Here is a 16,362-nt window from a genome sequence, read left to right as displayed (position 1 = left end):
CGCCTGGCGAATCGGAGCGCCTTGCAAGCCGCCTGGATGGCTTAAGAGGCGCGCTGGTCCAGCATCTTCAGGAAGTCGTCCGTGTGGGCGAATTGTTTTGCCAGCGCCATCGCCTGGTCTTGCTCGGTCTGATTCAGTTCGGTGCGGATGTGCTGCACGTTGCTCTTGGCTTGCGGGTTGCCGTCGGCGGCCGCCAGCAGGAACAGGGCGGCGGCCAGCACTTTGTCCTGCGGCACCCCCGCGCCCCGCACGTACAGCAGGCCCAGCGCGTTCTGGCTCAAGGCGTAGCCGCGCGCGGCCGCGCGCCGGTACCACTGCCGCGCCGTGTCGAGGTTCTTGTCCACGCCCAGTCCTTGCTCGTATAGCGCCCCCAGATTGTGTTCCGCGGGCGCGTATCCCTGTTCGGCCGCCTTCAGGTACCAGAGCCGGGCCTGCTGAAAATCCTGCTCGACGCCGCGTCCCAGGCGGTAGGCCAGCCCCAGATTGTGCTGACCGATGGCGGCACCGCGTTCGGCGGAGAGACGGAACAGGGTCGCCGCCATGGCATCGTCCTTGACGACGCCTTCGCCTTCGGTCAGCAGCAGGCCGAGATTAGCCATGGCGAGCGGATGGCCCTGGTCGGCGGCCAGCTTGTACCAGCGGGCGGCTTCGCTGTATCGCTGCGGCACGCCCCGGCCTTCCTGGTAGCGTACCCCCAGGTTGTATTGCGCCCAGGCATTGCCGCCGATGGCGGACTTTTCGTACCATTCCAGCGCCTGCTTGTCGTCTTGCGGCACGCCCTTGCCATGGCTGTAGGCCCAGGCCAGATTGTTCTGCGCCCCGGCGTGGCCTTGGTCGGCGGCCAGCTGATACCAGCGGGCCGCGGCTGCGGGGTCTTCGGCGACGCCTTCGCCGTTGTCATAGCACAGGCCGATGCGGAACTGGGCCCGGGGGTCGCCCTGGTCGGCCAATGGCTGCCATTCCTTGATGGCCGTGGCGTAGTCCCCCCGGTCGGCGGCCTGCACGCCTTCCTCGTAGCCGGCGTAAGCCGGGGAACCGGGCATCATCATTGTCAGGGCGAAGGCCAGGAACAGCAGATGGAAGCGCGTGTGCATGTGAGCCTCCCTTGGGGCGTAGGGCGGATGAGGGGGCGTGGGGGCCGGGTTTTCGTGACCGGACCGGTTTATTCACAGTAGCAGCCGGTGTCGATGCTCGCATCCTGCGTTTGAATGAATGTTCGGGGGGCGTGGATGAGTAGGGAATGGGATCATGATTGAGAGGTCGTCCGTTGCGGGGCGGTTTGTTTTCCAGCCGGCTTCTGTCCATAATCGGCCCTGAACCCCTTTGAGTCAGACCGAATTGGAGTCCTGCTGATGAAATCCCGCGCCGCCGTGGCCTTCGAGGCCGGCAAGCCCCTGCAGATCGTCGAGATCGACGTCGAACCGCCCCGCAAGGGCGAGGTCCTGATCCGGATCACCCATACCGGCGTCTGCCACACCGACGCCTTCACCCTGAGCGGCGACGACCCCGAAGGCATGTTCCCGGCGGTGCTCGGCCATGAGGGCGCGGGCATCGTCGTCGAGGTCGGCGAGGGCGTCGCCAGCGTCGCGCCGGGCGACCATGTCATCCCCCTGTACACCGCCGAATGCGGCGAATGTCTGTTTTGCAAGTCGGGCAAGACCAATCTGTGCGTGGCCGTGCGCGCCACCCAGGGCAAGGGCGTCATGCCCGACGGCACCACGCGCTTCTCCTATCAGGGCAAGCCCATCTATCACTACATGGGCTGCTCGACCTTCAGCGAATACACCGTCGTCGCGGAAGTCTCCCTGGCGAAGATCGACCCGAACGCCAATCCGGAACAGGTCTGCCTGCTGGGCTGCGGCGTGACCACCGGCATCGGCGCCGTGCGCAACACCGCCAAGGTCCAGCCCGGCGACTCCGTGGCCGTCTTCGGCCTGGGCGGCATCGGCCTGGCCGTGGTCCAGGGCGCGCGCCAGGCGGGGGCCGGGCGCATCATCGCCGTGGACACCAACCCCGACAAGTTCGCGCTGGCGAAAGTCTTCGGCGCCACCGACTGCGTCAACCCCAAGGACCACGCCGAACCCGTCCAGCAGGTCATCGTCGGCATGACCGGCTGGGGCGTGGACCACAGCTTCGAGTGCATCGGCAACGTCAACGTCATGCGCGCCGCGCTGGAATGCGCCCACCGGGGCTGGGGCCAGTCCATCATCATCGGCGTCGCGGGCGCCGGCCAGGAAATCTCCACCCGGCCGTTCCAGCTGGTCACCGGACGCTCCTGGCGCGGTACCGCCTTCGGCGGCGTCAAGGGCCGTTCGCAACTGCCCGGCATGGTCCAGGAAGCCATGCGCGGCGACATCGACCTGGCGCCCTTCGTCACCCACACCATGGCGCTGGACGGCATCAACGAGGCCTTCGACCTGATGCACGAAGGCAAGTCGATCCGCTCGGTGGTGCACTATGGAACGCGTTGAACGGCACGCCTGCTTCGGCGGACGCCAGGAAGTCTGGCGGCATGCGTCCGACGCGCTGGGCTGCGACATGCGCGTCGGCGTCTTCCTGCCCTCGGCCGCCCTGCGCGGGGAATCGTGCCCCGTGCTGTACTGGCTGTCCGGCCTGACCTGCACGGAACAGAACTTCATCACCAAGGCCGGCGCCCAGGCCCATGCCGAGCGTCACGGCCTGATTCTGGTCGCGCCGGACACCAGCCCGCGCGGCGAGGGCGTGGCCGACGACCCGGCCTACGACCTGGGCCAGGGCGCGGGTTTCTACCTGAACGCCACGCAAGCGCCCTGGGCGGCCCATTACCGCATGCAGGACTATGTGGCCGATGAACTGCCCGCCCTGATCGAACAGCATTTTCCTGCGTCGGCGGCGCGCGGCATCGCCGGTCATTCCATGGGCGGCCACGGCGCGCTGGTCACCGCCTTGCGCCATCCCGGGCGCTATCGCAGCGTGTCCGCGTTTTCGCCCATCGTCGCGCCTTCGCAGGTGCCCTGGGGGCAAAAGGCCTTCGCCGCCTACCTGGGCGAGGATTGCGAGGCCTGGGGACAGTGGGACGCGGTGGCGCTGATCCGCGCGGCGTCCCCCGCCGATCATTTGCCGATGCTGGTGGACCAGGGCCTGGATGATGAATTCCTGGAGGAGCAGCTGCGGACTGAACTATTCGAGGCGGCGTGCCTCGAGGCGGGGTATCTGTCCACCGTGCGCCGGCATGCCGGGTACGATCACAGCTATTATTTCATCGCCAGCTTCATCGGGGAACACATCGCGTTCCACGCGGGGGCATTGCGAGGATAGGGGGCTGCCCCCCCTCGGATCCTTCCATCAATGGGGCACGGCCATGACTGCCAACCGCTATCAAGCCACCGGCCCGCAGGCCGAATGCCAGCCCGGATCGAACGATCAGGTGCTGCGGAATCGGCAAGGCATCACGGATCCGGCGGTGATGGACGAACTCGAGACGAGACTGTTGCTGCGGCTCTATGAACGAGTGATGCGGGAGCGGTTTCCCAATCGGCGGCTGGATGTGGCCGATCTGATGGGATGGCATCGCCAGTGGCTGGGCAATTTATACGATTGGGCCGGGCAGCCTCGATCGGTCAACATGAGCAAGGACGGTTTTCATTTCGCCGCCGCCATGCAGATCCCCCGATTGCTGGATGAGTTCGAGCGGAAATACCTGCATCGCCACACGCCGTGCCATGATGTGGACGATGATTCGCTGACCGAGGCCATCGCCGTCTGCCATGTCGAACTGATCCTCATTCATCCGTTTCGTGAAGGCAACGGGCGCGTGTCGCGCCTGCTGGCGGATGTGATGGCCGTGCAGGCCGGGCATGGGCCGCTGGACTACAGCCGATGGGATGCGGACAAGGCTGCGTATTTCACCGCGATCCAACGCGGCGTGGGCATGGACTACGCGCCCATGCGCGCATTGGTCAACGTTGCGCTGGCTGGGCAGAGCGGCTGAGCGTCGCCAGTGAAACCTGGGGAAGATGGCTGTCCCCACCACGCAGTTTTGCTTCGATATCAGCGATGCGTTGACCCGTTTCGATGGCTGTGGAGCTGGCCACGGCACGCAGGATGGCTTCCTGGCTCGGCGGTTGATGCATGCGCTGATTGGACATGAAAATGCCTGATTCGGAAGGAATGTTCTATTTTACCGCCTGGACCTGGGCGAAGCCATCCTGTTGTGGTGCCCATCCTACGCTGTTCGCGCTATGAGTTGCGGGGATCGAGCAGCCGGGCCATGTCCGCGTAGCTGACGGCGTCTTCCCCGAAGGTGAAGGTGCCGTGTTCCGCCATTTCGCGGCCGGCGCGCAGGAAGGCGCCGAACGCCGCGCGGCTGAGCGCGCTGCCGACGCTGATGCGCTTCACGCCCATGTCCGACAATTCGTCGAGGGTGAAATCCATCCCGGGCGAGCCCATCAGGACATTCACCGGCCGGTCCACCGAGCTCGCCACGGCCAGGATTTCCTCCCGCGTGCGCAGTCCCGGAGCGTAGAGCACGTCGGCGCCGGCCTCTTGATAAGCCTGCAGGCGGCGGATCGTGTCGGCCAGCTCCGTGCGCCCGTGCAGATGGTTTTCCGCGCGTGCCGTCAGCGTGAAGGGGTAGGGCAGCGTCCGCACCGCCTCGACCGCCGCCGTCACGCGGTCCACCGCTTCGGCCAGATCAAAGATCGGATCGTCCGTCCGCCCTGTGGCGTCCTCGATGGAAGCCCCCACCGCCCCCGCCTGCGCCGTCAGGCGGTAGGTTTCCGCGATGCCGTCCAGCGTGTCCGCATAGCCGCTTTCCATATCCGCGCTGACCGGCAGGTCGGTGGCCGCCGCGAGTTCTTGGACGTGCGCCAGCATCCGGTCCCGGCTGACCTGATAGTCGGACAGGCCCCGGGTATAGGCGTAGCCCGCGCTGGTGGTCGCCAGGGCCTGGAAACCCATCCCCGCCAGCAGTTTCGCCGTGCCGACGTCCCAGGGGTTGGGGATGATGAAGGCATGGGGGGCTTGGTGGAGGGAGCGGAAGAGATGGGATTTTTGGTTGGGCATGGGGAGTGTTGGGCTGGGGCTGTGGGGATTTTATTATTATTCCGAATGAGGGTGAGTTTCAGCTATCGGCTGGAGCCCAACCGCCACTATCCTCTCACTCCCCAGGCACCAACCCCGGATTCCAAACCACCTCCCAAAGATGCCCGTCCGGATCCTGGAAATATCCCGCGTACCCGCCCCAGAACGTCTCCTGTGCGGACTTCACGATTACCGCGCCCGCGGCGGCAGCCTGCGCCATGATCGCATCCACTTCGGCGATGGATGCCACGTTATGCCCCAGGCTGAATTCCGTGGCGCTGGCCGAACTCAGTGGTAACCCGGAATCCTTCGCCAGGCTCGCACGCGGCCAGACAGCCAGCTTCAACCCCGGCTGCAGATCGAAAAACGCGACGGCGCCGTTCTCGAATTCCTGGCCGATGATGCCTTCGGTCGCCAGTCCCAAGCCATCCCGGTAGAACCGCAGCGACCGTTCCAGGTCATCGACCCCCAGGGTGATGACGGTGACGCGTGGCTTCATGGCTACCTCATGCTTGATTCGAACCGGTCCCAATCGAAGGAAGGCCCTGGATCCGTCTTCCGCCCCGGCGCGATATGCTCGTGCCCCCGTACTGCCCGGACCGGATGCCGCGCCCGGATCGCCGCCGCCAGCCCGGCCAGCCGTGCGTACTGCGCGTCCGTGTACGCCAGCGTGTCCGTGCCTTCCAGCTCGATCCCGATGGAAAAGTCGTTGCAGCGTTCGCGGCCTTCGAAGGACGACACCCCCGCATGCCATGCCCGCAAAACCGTCGGCACGAATTGCACGATCGTCCCGTCCCGGCGGATCAGGAAATGGGCGGAGACCCGCATGTCGCGGATGTTCTCGAACCAGGGGTGGGAGGCAATGTCCAGGCTGTTCTGGAAGAAATCGATGATGGCGTCGCCCGTGAACACGCCGGGCGGCAGGCTGATGTTGTGGATCACCAGCAGGTAGGGATCTTCGTCGCCGGGCCGCGGGTCGTGGTTGGGAGAAGGGCGGCGCAGAACGCCGGAGCCACCGGCCAGCCAGCCATCCGGCCCGATGGACAGGGACAATCCTGGTTCGGCAGGCACCCCCGCCGCCACTTATTTCCCCAGACCCAGCCGGGCGTGCTCCGCGCAGCACCAGGTCTTGCCCTGGCTCTGGTAGGCCTCGGACCGGGGCAGGTAGATGCGGCAGTGGGCGCAGCGCACCATGGTTTCGGACGCGGCGCGCGCGTCGTCGGCCTGGCGGCGCGCGGCGGCCTGGCGGGCCTGGGCCTTCTGGTGGCTCAGGACGCGGGAGACGAACAGGACGGCCAGGATGATGATCGCCCAGAGCAGGAATTTACCCAAGAGTGCCTCGTTGCAGGATGACTTCCAGGACGAACCGGCTGCCTGTGTAGGACAGCAGCAGGAAGGCGAAGCCGGCCAGCGTCCAGCGCAGGGCGATGCGGCCGCGCCAGCCCTGGATGTGGCGCCCCGCCAGCAGGACGCCGAAAGTGGCCCAGGACAGCAGGGTGAAGACGGTCTTGTGGTCCATGGGCAGGGCGTGGCCGCCCAGGCGCAGGGACACGACGATGCCGGTCAGGACGGTCAGCGTCAGGACGCCGAAGCCGATCCAGATCAGGCGGAACAGCAGCTGCTCCAGGGTCAGCAGCGGGGGCATGGCGCCCATGGCGCGGCCCATGGCGCCTTGTTCGCCGACGGATTCGATGGGGCGGTGCAGGTGGCGATCCAGCACGGTCATCAGCATGGCGTGCAGGGCGGCGACGGTGATCAGGCCGTAGGCCGTCATGGCGATCAGCAGGTGTACGCGCAGCCAGTCGTTGCTGGCGTGAGGCACCAGGTAGCCTTGTGGGAATACGACGGCCAGCAGGCTGACCAGGGCGGCGGCGGGCAGCAGCAGGAGCAGCAGGCTGTCCAGGCGCAGCAGGAAGTTCTCGATCCAGAAGACGATCATGCCCAGCCACATGGCGGTGGACAGAGCCAGCGCCCAGCCCAGGTGCAGGCCGGTGGGCACGATGACGGCGGCGGCCAGGCCGATGCCGTGCAGAGCGATGGCGCCCAGCAGGCAGCTGCGGCCGATGGCTCCGGTGGGGCGGACATCGCTCGCCCGCGCGATGGGGCGCCACAGGGCGATGCCCAGTACGGCATAGGCCAGCGCGGCGAGCAAGTGAAATACAATGCTGACTGACATAGTCCTATCGGTGTCCGGCGCGCAAGGCCGCGCCCCCAAAAGCATCCATTTTATGCGCTGGCCGACGGATCAACCAGTTTTACGGATACGGCATCATGCTCGATAACCTGACATCCCGCTTGTCGCGCGTCGTCAAGACCATGCGCGGCGAGGCCCGCCTGACCGAGGCCAACACCCAGGAGATGCTACGCGAGGTCCGCATGGCCCTGCTGGAGGCCGACGTGGCGCTGCCGGTGGTGCGCGATTTCGTGGCGCGGGTGAAGGAAGCCGCCCTGGGGCAGGAGGTCGTCGGCAGCCTCAACCCGGGTCAGGCGCTGGTCGGGGTGGTGCACAAGGAACTGACTGCCCTGATGGGGGGGGATCTGGGCGCCGCGGCGGGCGAACTGTCGTTGGCGGTCCAGCCGCCGGCCGTGATCCTGATGGCCGGCCTGCAAGGCGCGGGCAAGACCACCACCGTCGGCAAACTGGCCAAGTGGCTGTCCGAGGGCAACCATGTCCAGTACGGCCGCAAGACCGGCCGCAAGAAAGTTCTGGTGGTCAGCGCCGACGTCTATCGTCCGGCCGCCATCGACCAGTTGAAGACCGTGGCCGCCCAGGTGGGGGTCGATTTCCTGCCCACGGAGCCGACGCAGGAGCCGCGGGACATCGCCCGCGATGCCCTGGACCATGCCAAGCGTCACCACTACGATGTGCTGATCGTCGACACGGCCGGCCGCCTGGGCATCGACCAGGCGATGATGGACGAGATCCGCGCCCTGCATGAGCTGCTCTCGCCGATCGAGACGCTGTTCGTGGTGGACGCCATGCAGGGCCAGGACGCGGTCAACGTGGCGCGCGCCTTCTCCGATGCGCTGCCGCTGACCGGCGTGGTGATGACCAAGCTGGACGGCGACGCGCGCGGCGGCGCGGCGTTGTCGGTGCGCCAGGTCACGGGCAAGCCGCTGAAGTTCGTCGGGGTGTCGGAAAAACTGGACGGGCTGGAGCCCTTCCATCCGGAACGCATGGCCCAGCGCATCCTGGGCATGGGCGACATCGTGTCGCTGGTCGAGCAGGCCCAGAAGAACATCGACATCGCCGAGGCGCAGAAGCTCGCCGCGCGAATGAAGTCCGGCGACCGCTTCGACCTGAACGATTTCCGCGACCAGCTGCAGCAGGTGAAGAAACTGGGTGACATGGGCTCGCTGCTGGAAAAGCTGCCGGCGCAGTTCGCCCAGGCGGCTGCCCAGGTGCAGGGCGGCCAGGCGGAAAAACAGCTCGCCCGCACCGAAGGCATCCTGAATTCCATGACGCCGCTGGAACGCGCCAGGCCCGAACTGATCAAGGCCTCGCGCAAGCGCCGCATCGCCACGGGCTCGGGCGTTCCGGTCCAGGAGGTCAACCGCCTGCTCAAGCAGTTCGAGCAGATGCAGGGCATGATGAAGCAGATGAAAAAAGGCGGCATGGCGAAGATGATGCGCGCCATGGGCGGCCTGAAGGGCCTGGGCGGATTCGGCCGGGGCGGCTTCCGCTGATTCCTGCCTGATTGAATCGATCGAACACGAGCCTGATGGATCAGACCGTGTTCGATCCGGTTCGTGTCCGGACGGACCGTGCGGGTCAGGTCTGCGATTGCTGGTAGTTCTGCAGGCCGATCTTCTCGATCAGGCCCAGCTGCTTTTCCAGCCAATAGGCGTGATCGGCCTCGGTGTCCTGCAATTGCGTCAGCAGCAGGTCGCGGGTGACGTAGTCACCGTGGGTCTCGCAGATCGAAATGCCCTCGCGCAGGGATGCGCGTACTTCGTATTCCAGTTCCAGGTCGGCGCGCAGCATGCCGGGTACGTCCGTGCCTGGCGTGAAGGCGTCGGGGCGCATGTCGGGCTCGGCTTCGAGCATCAGCAGGCGTTGCAGCAGCGCATCGGCGTGCTGGGTTTCCTCCTGCATTTCATGATCGCTGCGGGCGTGGAGCTTGGTCAGGCCCATGTCCTGGTAGCGGCGCGAATGCAGGAAATACTGGTCGCGCGCCGCGAGTTCGCCGCGCAGCTGTTTCGTGAGATAGGCGATGACTTCGGGGTGACCTTGCATGGCTTTACTCTCGGAAGTTCGGATACCTGTGCAAGTATGCCACGATGTCACCCGCCCCCCACAGCCACCACGATTTCGATGCGGTCGCCTTCGGCCAGCGGGGCCTGGGCGTGCTGGCTGCGGGGCACGATGTCGCCGTTGTGTTCCACGGCGATGCGCTTGCCCTCGTAGCCCAGGCGGACCACCAGGTCGTGGATGGTGCGCACGTCGTCCAGGGCGGTTTCGGCGCCGTTCAGCAGGATGTTCAGGCTCATGGCGTCGTTCTCTCCTCAATCGCCGGCGTAGCGGCCGGTGGCGGCCAGCAGCTGCGTCAGGATGCCGGGTTCGTCGAAGGCGTGGCCGGCGTCCGGGACGATGTGGAATTCCGCCCGGGACCAGGCGAGGTGCAGGTCCCAGGCCGATTTCATCGGCGTGCAGGCGTCGTAGCGGCCTTGCACGATCACGCCGGGGATGTTGGCCAGCTTGTGCGCGTCGCGCAGCAGCTGGCCTTCTTCCATGAAGCCCCGGTTCACGAAATAGTGGTTCTCGATGCGGGCGAAGGCCAGTGCCGCCTGGTCGGCCGCGTGCGCGCGATGGTGCGCTGGATTGGGCAGCAGGCTGATGGTATGGCTTTCCCACTGGGTCCAGGCGTGCGCCGCCTGCAGTTGCGCCTGGAGATCGTCGCCTGTCAGGCGGCGGCGGTAGGCGGCCATCAGGTCGTCGCGCTCGGCCTCGGGGATCGGGGCCAGGTAGCTCTCCCACAGGTCTGGGAACAGCCAGGACGCGCCTTCCTGGTAGAACCAGCGCAGTTCCGCCTGGCGCAGCAGGAAGATGCCGCGCACGATCAGGGCGCGCACGCGTTCCGGGTGGGTCTCGGCATAGGCCAGCGCCAGGGTCGAGCCCCAGGAGCCGCCGAACACCACCATCTGTTCGGCGTGCAGGATCTCGGTGCGCAGGCGTTCGATGTCGGCGACCAGATCCCAGGTCGTGTTGTGCTCGATGTTGGCCGACGGCGTGGAGCGGCCGCAGCCGCGTTGGTCGAACAGCAGGATGTTGTAGCGCTCGGGGTCGAACAGGCGGCGATGGGCGGGCGAGCAGCCCGCGCCCGGCCCGCCGTGCAGGAACACCACCGGCCGCCCCTGGGGGTTGCCGCACAGTTCCCAGTAGACGCGGTGGCCGTGGCCGGCGTCCATGAAGCCTTGCGCGTAGGGTTCGATCTCGGGGTACATCAGGTGGCCTCCGGTGCGGGGGCGGCGTCCGCCGGTGAGCGCCGCGTGAAGATCAGGTCCCAGACCCCGTGGCCCAGACGCAGGCCGCGGTTCTCGAATTTCGTCAGCGGACGGTAATCGGGGCGCGGCGCGTAGTCCGCGCAGGTGTTTTGCAGGGATGGCGCCGCCGACAGGACCTCCAGCATCTGCAGGGCGTAGTGTTCCCAGTCCGTGGCGCAGTGCAGATAGGCGCCCGGCGCCATGCGGCTGGCCAGCAGTTCGATGAACGCGGGCTGGATCAGGCGGCGCTTGTGGTGGCGTTTTTTTGGCCAGGGATCGGGGAAATAGATGTGCACGCCGGCCAGCGAATCCGGCGCGATCATGTCGCGCAGCACCTCGACCGCATCGTGCTGGACGATGCGGATGTTGTCCAGCGCGTTTTCGTGGATGCGCTTGAGCAGCGCGCCCACGCCGGCGTTGAAGACCTCCACCCCCAGGAAATTGTCGCCGGGCCGGGCCTGGGCGATCTTCTGGGTGGTCTCGCCCATGCCGAAGCCGATCTCCAGGATCACCGGCGCCTGGCGGCCAAAGGCCGCCGCCAGGTCGATGGGAGCGTCCTGGTAGCGGATCGACCAGCGCGGCAGCCACTCCGCGATCGCTTGTTCCTGGCTGGGGGTGATGTGGGCGCGGCGGTGGACGAAGCTGCGGATGTGCGTGCTGCCCGACGGCGTCTGGGCCGTCACGACGGGCGGGGGGGATTTGGGCAGGTTCAAAATGCTGTTAAAATATCGGGCTGCAAGGGACTCGGTGAACCTCGATTTTACCAATGAATCCCTGCTGTCATCGACCTTCCTCGATGCGGGTGTAGTTCAATGGTAGAACGGCGGCTTCCCAAGCCTCAAGCGTGGGTTCGATTCCCATCACCCGCTCCACTTCGACTTTCCAGAGCCTTCCACCGAGGTCCACGGAGCGTCTTAAGTCATTGTCGGGATTGAGGATTTTCAGCCAACCTCAGTCCGCCGACATCCAGCGAAATCCACTCACAGCCGCATCGAAACGGTACATTGAGTGGTACATCGGCAATGCGGTGGTTCCCAACTCCGCATTGTTGCCGGAGGAGCTGCCACCCCCTGGGGAACATGCATCCAACTCGCTTCGCAGGAGTTGGGCTCATGCTGACAGACCTCAAAGCTCGACTACGGTATCCGAAGCTTGCCGAACCCATCAAGGCCATGATTGAAGAATCTCCTTCCTTTGGCTACCGGACAGTGGCGCACCTGCTGGGGATGAACAAGATTGCTGCGATCGGATAACGGGTTGGTGTTCACCAGTCGCAGCTACACGGCGTTGGTGCGCAGCTACGGCCTGCGTCAGGAGTTCATCACGCCGCATTGCCCACAGCAAAATGGCATGGTGCAACGCGTCATCAGGACGCTTAAAGAGCAATGTGCCCATCGGCACCGCTTCGAATCCATCCAGCATGCCAGCCGTGTGATCGGCGACTGGATCCGCTTTTATAACCACCAGCGCCCACACCAGGCGTTGGCCATGAAAACCCCGGCTGAAGCATTCGCGTTAGCCGCGTGAACTGAGCAGGAAGCGCTGGGTCATTACATGCCCTACAGCCCAAGCAACACGGTAACAGCCTCCATTTGCTCGTGCTCGAAGGCTGTAGCGAAATCGTCCAGATCAGCCGTACGCAGCCCAACCTCTGCGCTCAATGCCACCCTGCGCCAGTTCGCTACCGCAGCGTGCACCTCGCCCAGCACAGCCAATGCCTGCGCCTTGTCGAGCGCGAAGTAAGGCGCACGTGCCAGCAACATCCGCACATCGGTGATGGGACCATCCTGCTCGGATAGCCAGGTCTTGGATTCCCGATCCTTGTCGGGAAACGGGTTGATGTCGAACGCTGGCGCCAGTCGCCACAAGCCGTGCTCCACGTGCAAGAACCCATGGTTCTGAAGGTGATCGTCCACGTTGGTGATCAACAGGTTCAGCACCAGGCGGCGCCAGAGCTGCCGCACATCCTCGGTGGGCGCATGGCCGTGAGAGCGGATAGCATCCGCGATCTCCGTGTAGCTGCGATCGTCCTCACGCGAGGCCTGCAGCATCGAGGCCGCCGACTGGTAGGGGATGCGGCCATCCGATTCGTCGCGGTCGAACCTGCGGATGACAGCGACAGGCTCATCGCCGAGCAAGACGATGCGCGCTGGCGCAGTCTCGACGCCTGCAAGTGCCGCCAGTTTCAATGCCAGTACTTCACCGCGTGTCACGCTGCGCGCATCGTTCACGCTCGGGAACTTGCCGATGGCCAGCCGGCCATCCTCATCCACCAGGGTGCATTTGGGCCGCATGCCGCCCAGCGAAGTGCCTTTGCCTTGCAGGTAGCGCAGGTCCTCGGCCGTTTCCTGGCCGCGCTCGACGGCGCGGCTGGCCTGGTAGATGCGTTCCAGTTCGATCAGCGGCGGCGTACTGCGCTGTCCCTGAGAAACGGTTCGATGCCAATTGCCGTCCGGATCGCGCAAACGCAGCGCGCCCACTCGGCTGAAATCGTCCACCGCCAGCAAGTAATCCAACTCCGTGAGGGCCGGCAGCCGTGGATCATCCTTGCGGCGTTTGGCATGGTCGCGGGCGATGACGCGCCGCCCCCAGGCATCGGGTGCGGTGTCGGCAATCGCGCCATGGAACACGGAGTCGTGCACTGATGCAGCCTTGTGCGGCTGGTAGCCCGGCACCAGTTGCAGATCGGCCGACACGTTGAAGCGCGCCGGGCTGTTCAGCCAAATCTCGTCATAGGCAAATGCACAGTGCTCGCGCCGGCCTTGCTTCATGTACACGAGCGAGCCCAGCGGCAGGCCCGCCTTTCCGATACAGACCTGAACCTGCTGGCGGCTGGGGGCAACGATTGCCATCACAGGGCACCCGATGCACTGACGGACTTGCTGCGCACACGCTTGGGCAGGCGTTCGTCCATCAGTGCAAGACCAATTTCGTCGTTGGGCGTGTCCAGCAGATGTTCCAGCGCCTGGATCTCGCCGAAGACGTGCAGTGCACGCGCAAAGAAATGAATGGGGATGCGCACATCGCCCTTTTCCATGCGGCGCACGGTGGACAGGGACGCGCCCATGCGCTCGGCCAGCGAGGCCTGGGAGATGTGGCGACGCCGACGCGCCAAGGATATGTCGCTGCCAAGCTTCTGAATGGCTCGCTCGACAGGTATAGGGGCAGGAGTTTCCGACATAAGCACTCCTTACAGGACTCTAACAAGCCCTTTGGATCTTCAGGAGAGACATTATACCGAGGAAACCAGAGCCAATAAATAAGAACTCTAAAGGGAGCACTATTCTTGCAAAAAAGCCCTCATGGGAACAATAAGAACTCGTCTGTTGCCCGGGCGCTCTCCTGAGCAAGCTCCCGTGCCTGCTCGCCCCGCTCAGTTCGCTGACTAATCTCATCTGGGATGGATCAGGACAGGATCAAGCACGGTCGCAACTCACCACCAAGTGCTGTGAAGAGGTACATTTTGTGGCCCAAAGCGGGTTTTCTATCCCGAAAACCCTTTTATAAATCAATGGGTTGGATGCTTGGTTTTGTTCCCATCGCCCGCTCCGGAATTCCAGCGAGGCCCGGACTGGCGTCCGGGCCTTTTCCATGATCCGGCTCGCAGTCCAGATTCCAGATGTATCTGGCTGGAATTCGTCGTGGATCGATGCGTGAGGCATCAAAACCTGACGTTGAGACTGGCCTTGATGGCATGATCGGCGACGCCGGAGCCGAATTGCCCGCCATAGGAGAGGCTCAGCGTGGTATTGGACTTCGCGACATAGTCCAGGCCGGCCTCGATCAGCGCCGCGTTGCGCGCGATGGCTATGCCGACGCGCAGAAGAAGCATGCGCCATTCGATGCGCTGGTCAGCGAAGACCTCCACACCCGCGCCGAGCTGGCGCGCGCCATTCGCGGCATTACGGGCGCCGGCCAGCCAGCTTATGTGACCGTCAGCAACGATGCCGAGGGCTGTGCGCCGCTGTCCATCCGGAGGCTCGCCCAGGCCGTCGCGGGGTAGGGGCTGCCAGTCTTTCGGCGCCGGTCCTCACGTTCGCGGCCCGGCCCTACCCGCCGAATCCCAGCATGACCGCCAGCCCGCCGGCGAGTACGCCCAGCCCCGCGACGCCCAGCGCCAGGACGGCCAGTTCGGACCGTCGGAACGACCGGCCGACCATGGCCAGGGACGGCAGGCTGACCGGCGGCAGGGTCACGAGCAGTGCGGCCGCCGGCCCCACGCCCACGCCCAGCGCCAGCAGGGCCTGGACGATGGGTACTTCGCCCGCGGTCGGGATGACGAACAGGGTGCCGACCAGCGCGGCGCCCACGATCCACAGCAGGCCGTTGTCGATGCTGAAGTCCAGCACGGGGAACAGCCAGGCGCGGGCGGCGCCCAGCAGCAGCACCAGGATCAGGTATTCGGGCAGCAGCCGCAGCGCCATGCCGGCGAAGGCCCGGACCCAGCGCCGCAGGACCCGGCCCGGCTGGAAGTACGCGGGGTCGGTTTCAAAAGCGGCGGTCGCGGAATCACCGGCCGGCGCGCAGTCCGCCTGGCTCATGCGGTTCAAGGCCCAGCCCAGGCCCAGCACCATCGTCAGGCCCAGCGCGAGGCGCAGTCCGGCCCAGTGCCAGCCCAGGACGAAACCCATGAAGACCAGGGTGGCCGGGTTGAGCATGGTGTTGCCCAGCCAGTAGGCGGCCGTGTTGCCCGGCGCGGCGCGGCAGTGACGCAACCCGGCGATCACGGGGGCGGCGCAGCAGGTGCACATCATGCTGGGGATGGACAGCAGGCCGCCCGTCACGACGCCGCCGGCGCCCGGCCGGCCCAGCCAGCGTTCGATCCAGCGAGGCGGCAGCAGCGTCTGGATGGCGGAACCCAGCAGCAGCCCCAGCAGCAGGGCCTTCCAGATGGCCAGACCATAGGTCTTGGCGTAGTCGAGCGCGGCGTGCAGGGAAGGCGCGGGCGGGGCATCCTGCCCCCCCGTCAGGATGGAGGCGCCGATGGAATGCGTCTGGGCGGCCGTGAAGGCGCGGTCGTAATAGGGGGCCCATTTGACGTAGAACAGGCCGGCCAGGGCGATCAGCGCGACCAGGGCGATGCCCCAGGCGGGATGGCGGGCGGGAGAGGATGGGCTCAACGCGGCCTCCGCGAGGGGAGACGGCGGGCGGGCAGCGGGAAAGGGCGGAGCATGGGAACGGCCGGGGCGGTGCGAAGCGGGAATCATAAACCACCGGCCGCCGTCGGCGCGCCGCCGCGTCCGGCCCGGCGCGCTCGCGCGGGGAATCGGCCGGACGGGGCCCCTCATGGTGTATTCCCGGATCCGCTTCTACAATCTTTCAAACCGCAATCTTTCAAGCCGCATCCCTTCGTCCCTGGAGCCGTCCATGAGCCTGTCCCCTTTTCATCTGGCCATTCCCGTCTATGACCTGCCCGCCGCCCGCCGCTTCTATGGTGAAGTCTTTGGCCTGGAGGAAGGCCGCTCCAGCGCGCAGTGGGTGGACTTCAACTTCTACGGCCACCAGTTGGTGATCCACGAGCATCCCCGGACGGCATCGCAGGAGCACGCCCACACCAATCCGGTGGACGGGCATGACGTGCCGGTGCCGCATTTCGGCATCGTCCTGGAATGGGACCAGTGGGAAGCCCTGGCCGAACGCTTGAAGTCCTTCGGCACGAAGTTCGTCATCGAGCCCTACGTCCGCTTCAAGGGCCAGGTGGGCGAACAGGCCACCATGTTCCTGCTCGATCCCTGTGGCAACGCTCTGGAATTCAAGGCGTTCAAGGACCTGGGCCAACTGTTCGCCAAATAGGCGTCCATCGACTTTGACTCCGGG

At 65.7% G+C, this 16,362-nt stretch carries 22 protein-coding genes, 1 tRNA gene and 1 pseudogene; 9 read left to right on the top strand and 15 right to left on the bottom strand.

What is annotated here, in order from left to right:
* Positions 1–41: 41 nt before the first annotated feature.
* Positions 42–1,094: a tetratricopeptide repeat protein gene (locus tag ACTPOE_RS15110; protein WP_458873063.1), complete on the bottom strand. Its 1,053-nt coding sequence runs from the start codon at positions 1,092–1,094 to the stop codon at positions 42–44.
* A gap of 258 nt (positions 1,095–1,352) precedes the next feature.
* Here ACTPOE_RS15110 and ACTPOE_RS15105 point away from each other — a divergent pair, with 258 nt between their 5' ends.
* From ACTPOE_RS15105 to ACTPOE_RS15095, 3 genes are all read left to right on the top strand, one after another.
* Positions 1,353–2,471, top strand: coding sequence for an S-(hydroxymethyl)glutathione dehydrogenase/class III alcohol dehydrogenase (locus ACTPOE_RS15105; RefSeq protein WP_458873062.1), 1,119 nt, complete (start codon positions 1,353–1,355; stop codon positions 2,469–2,471).
* Positions 2,458–3,297 (top strand): S-formylglutathione hydrolase, encoded by an 840-nt coding sequence (gene fghA / locus ACTPOE_RS15100; protein ID WP_458873061.1) that lies wholly within the window; start codon positions 2,458–2,460, stop codon positions 3,295–3,297. The genes ACTPOE_RS15105 and fghA overlap by 14 nt, the downstream gene beginning before the upstream one ends.
* Before the next feature lie 148 nt (positions 3,298–3,445).
* A complete protein-coding gene (locus ACTPOE_RS15095) occupies positions 3,446–3,970 on the top strand; it encodes a Fic/DOC family protein (protein WP_458873060.1) in 525 nt (174 codons plus the stop codon).
* On the opposite strand, the gene ACTPOE_RS15090 is transcribed toward ACTPOE_RS15095, so the two are convergent.
* The 6 genes from ACTPOE_RS15090 to ACTPOE_RS15065 all read right to left on the bottom strand — a co-directional run bounded on the left by ACTPOE_RS15090 (position 3,939) and on the right by ACTPOE_RS15065 (position 7,237).
* Positions 3,939–4,127, bottom strand: a complete 189-nt coding sequence (locus tag ACTPOE_RS15090; RefSeq protein WP_458873059.1) for a hypothetical protein — start codon at positions 4,125–4,127, stop codon at positions 3,939–3,941. The two genes, ACTPOE_RS15095 and ACTPOE_RS15090, sit on opposite strands and share 32 nt — an antisense overlap.
* A gap of 91 nt (positions 4,128–4,218) precedes the next feature.
* Positions 4,219–5,043 carry an isocitrate lyase/PEP mutase family protein gene (locus tag ACTPOE_RS15085; RefSeq protein WP_458873058.1) on the bottom strand — a complete coding sequence of 275 codons (825 nt, stop codon included), beginning with the start codon at positions 5,041–5,043 and terminating at the stop codon, positions 4,219–4,221.
* A 94-nt stretch (positions 5,044–5,137) separates the two neighbouring features.
* Positions 5,138–5,560: a VOC family protein gene (locus tag ACTPOE_RS15080; protein WP_458873057.1), complete on the bottom strand. Its 423-nt coding sequence runs from the start codon at positions 5,558–5,560 to the stop codon at positions 5,138–5,140.
* Positions 5,561–5,562: 2 nt separating this feature from the next.
* Positions 5,563–6,114, bottom strand: a complete 552-nt coding sequence (gene ampD / locus ACTPOE_RS15075; RefSeq protein ID WP_458873056.1) for a 1,6-anhydro-N-acetylmuramyl-L-alanine amidase AmpD — start codon at positions 6,112–6,114, stop codon at positions 5,563–5,565.
* Positions 6,115–6,144: 30 nt separating this feature from the next.
* Complete coding sequence (locus tag ACTPOE_RS15070) at positions 6,145–6,393, bottom strand: PP0621 family protein (protein WP_458873055.1); 249 nt, start codon at positions 6,391–6,393, stop codon at positions 6,145–6,147.
* A complete protein-coding gene (locus ACTPOE_RS15065; RefSeq protein WP_458873054.1) occupies positions 6,386–7,237 on the bottom strand; it encodes a cytochrome C assembly family protein in 852 nt (283 codons plus the stop codon). The genes ACTPOE_RS15070 and ACTPOE_RS15065 overlap by 8 nt, the downstream gene beginning before the upstream one ends.
* Positions 7,238–7,332: 95 nt before the next feature.
* On the opposite strand from ACTPOE_RS15065, the gene ffh reads away from it, so the two are divergent.
* Entirely contained in the window at positions 7,333–8,748 is a 1,416-nt protein-coding gene (ffh, locus tag ACTPOE_RS15060) for a signal recognition particle protein (RefSeq protein WP_458873053.1), read from the top strand.
* 85 nt (positions 8,749–8,833) lie between these two features.
* On the opposite strand, the gene bfr is transcribed toward ffh, so the two are convergent.
* The 4 genes from bfr to trmB are packed head-to-tail and all read right to left on the bottom strand — an operon-like array spanning position 8,834 to position 11,261.
* Positions 8,834–9,298 carry a bacterioferritin gene (bfr, locus tag ACTPOE_RS15055; protein ID WP_458873052.1) on the bottom strand — a complete coding sequence of 155 codons (465 nt, stop codon included), beginning with the start codon at positions 9,296–9,298 and terminating at the stop codon, positions 8,834–8,836.
* A 47-nt stretch (positions 9,299–9,345) separates the two neighbouring features.
* Complete coding sequence (gene thiS, locus ACTPOE_RS15050; protein ID WP_458873506.1) at positions 9,346–9,546, bottom strand: sulfur carrier protein ThiS; 201 nt, start codon at positions 9,544–9,546, stop codon at positions 9,346–9,348.
* A 21-nt stretch (positions 9,547–9,567) separates the two neighbouring features.
* Complete coding sequence (pip, locus tag ACTPOE_RS15045; protein WP_458873505.1) at positions 9,568–10,509, bottom strand: prolyl aminopeptidase; 942 nt, start codon at positions 10,507–10,509, stop codon at positions 9,568–9,570.
* Entirely contained in the window at positions 10,506–11,261 is a 756-nt protein-coding gene (trmB, locus tag ACTPOE_RS15040) for a tRNA (guanosine(46)-N7)-methyltransferase TrmB (RefSeq protein WP_458873504.1), read from the bottom strand. Before trmB ends, pip begins: the two co-directional genes overlap by 4 nt.
* Positions 11,262–11,343: 82 nt before the next feature.
* Between trmB and ACTPOE_RS15035 the strand changes: the two genes are divergently transcribed.
* From ACTPOE_RS15035 to ACTPOE_RS15025, 3 genes are all read left to right on the top strand, one after another.
* A tRNA-Gly gene (locus tag ACTPOE_RS15035) sits at positions 11,344–11,417 on the top strand.
* A 240-nt stretch (positions 11,418–11,657) separates the two neighbouring features.
* Positions 11,658–11,798, top strand: a complete 141-nt coding sequence (locus ACTPOE_RS15030) for a hypothetical protein (RefSeq protein WP_458873051.1) — start codon at positions 11,658–11,660, stop codon at positions 11,796–11,798.
* 7 nt (positions 11,799–11,805) lie between these two features.
* Positions 11,806–12,072, top strand: a complete 267-nt coding sequence (locus ACTPOE_RS15025) for an integrase core domain-containing protein (RefSeq protein WP_458873050.1) — start codon at positions 11,806–11,808, stop codon at positions 12,070–12,072.
* 32 nt (positions 12,073–12,104) lie between these two features.
* Here the strand turns inward: ACTPOE_RS15025 and ACTPOE_RS15020 are convergent, their stop codons facing one another.
* From ACTPOE_RS15020 to ACTPOE_RS15010, 3 genes are all read right to left on the bottom strand, one after another.
* A complete protein-coding gene (locus tag ACTPOE_RS15020) occupies positions 12,105–13,397 on the bottom strand; it encodes a type II toxin-antitoxin system HipA family toxin (protein ID WP_458873049.1) in 1,293 nt (430 codons plus the stop codon).
* Entirely contained in the window at positions 13,397–13,660 is a 264-nt protein-coding gene (locus ACTPOE_RS15015) for a helix-turn-helix domain-containing protein (protein ID WP_458873048.1), read from the bottom strand. The genes ACTPOE_RS15020 and ACTPOE_RS15015 overlap by 1 nt, the downstream gene beginning before the upstream one ends.
* Before the next feature lie 546 nt (positions 13,661–14,206).
* Positions 14,207–14,413 carry an autotransporter outer membrane beta-barrel domain-containing protein gene (locus tag ACTPOE_RS15010; protein WP_458873527.1) on the bottom strand — a complete coding sequence of 69 codons (207 nt, stop codon included), beginning with the start codon at positions 14,411–14,413 and terminating at the stop codon, positions 14,207–14,209.
* Between ACTPOE_RS15010 and ACTPOE_RS15005 the strand changes: the two are divergent.
* Positions 14,351–14,548: pseudogene (locus ACTPOE_RS15005) on the top strand (DUF72 domain-containing protein); the annotation flags it as partial. The gene ACTPOE_RS15010 and the pseudogene ACTPOE_RS15005 overlap by 63 nt on opposite strands.
* Before the next feature lie 46 nt (positions 14,549–14,594).
* Here the strand turns inward: ACTPOE_RS15005 and ACTPOE_RS15000 are convergent.
* Complete coding sequence (locus ACTPOE_RS15000) at positions 14,595–15,665, bottom strand: permease (protein ID WP_458873046.1); 1,071 nt, start codon at positions 15,663–15,665, stop codon at positions 14,595–14,597.
* Between the two features lie 247 nt (positions 15,666–15,912).
* Here ACTPOE_RS15000 and ACTPOE_RS14995 point away from each other — a divergent pair, with 247 nt between their 5' ends.
* Positions 15,913–16,338 (top strand): VOC family protein, encoded by a 426-nt coding sequence (locus ACTPOE_RS14995; RefSeq protein WP_043684395.1) that lies wholly within the window; start codon positions 15,913–15,915, stop codon positions 16,336–16,338.
* The last annotated feature ends 24 nt before the right edge of the window (positions 16,339–16,362 follow it).

The sequence above is a fragment of the Castellaniella sp. WN genome, from assembly GCF_054457555.1.
The sequence above is the reverse complement of the archived record's forward strand: the minus strand, read 5'-3'. Positions and strand labels throughout refer to the sequence as shown.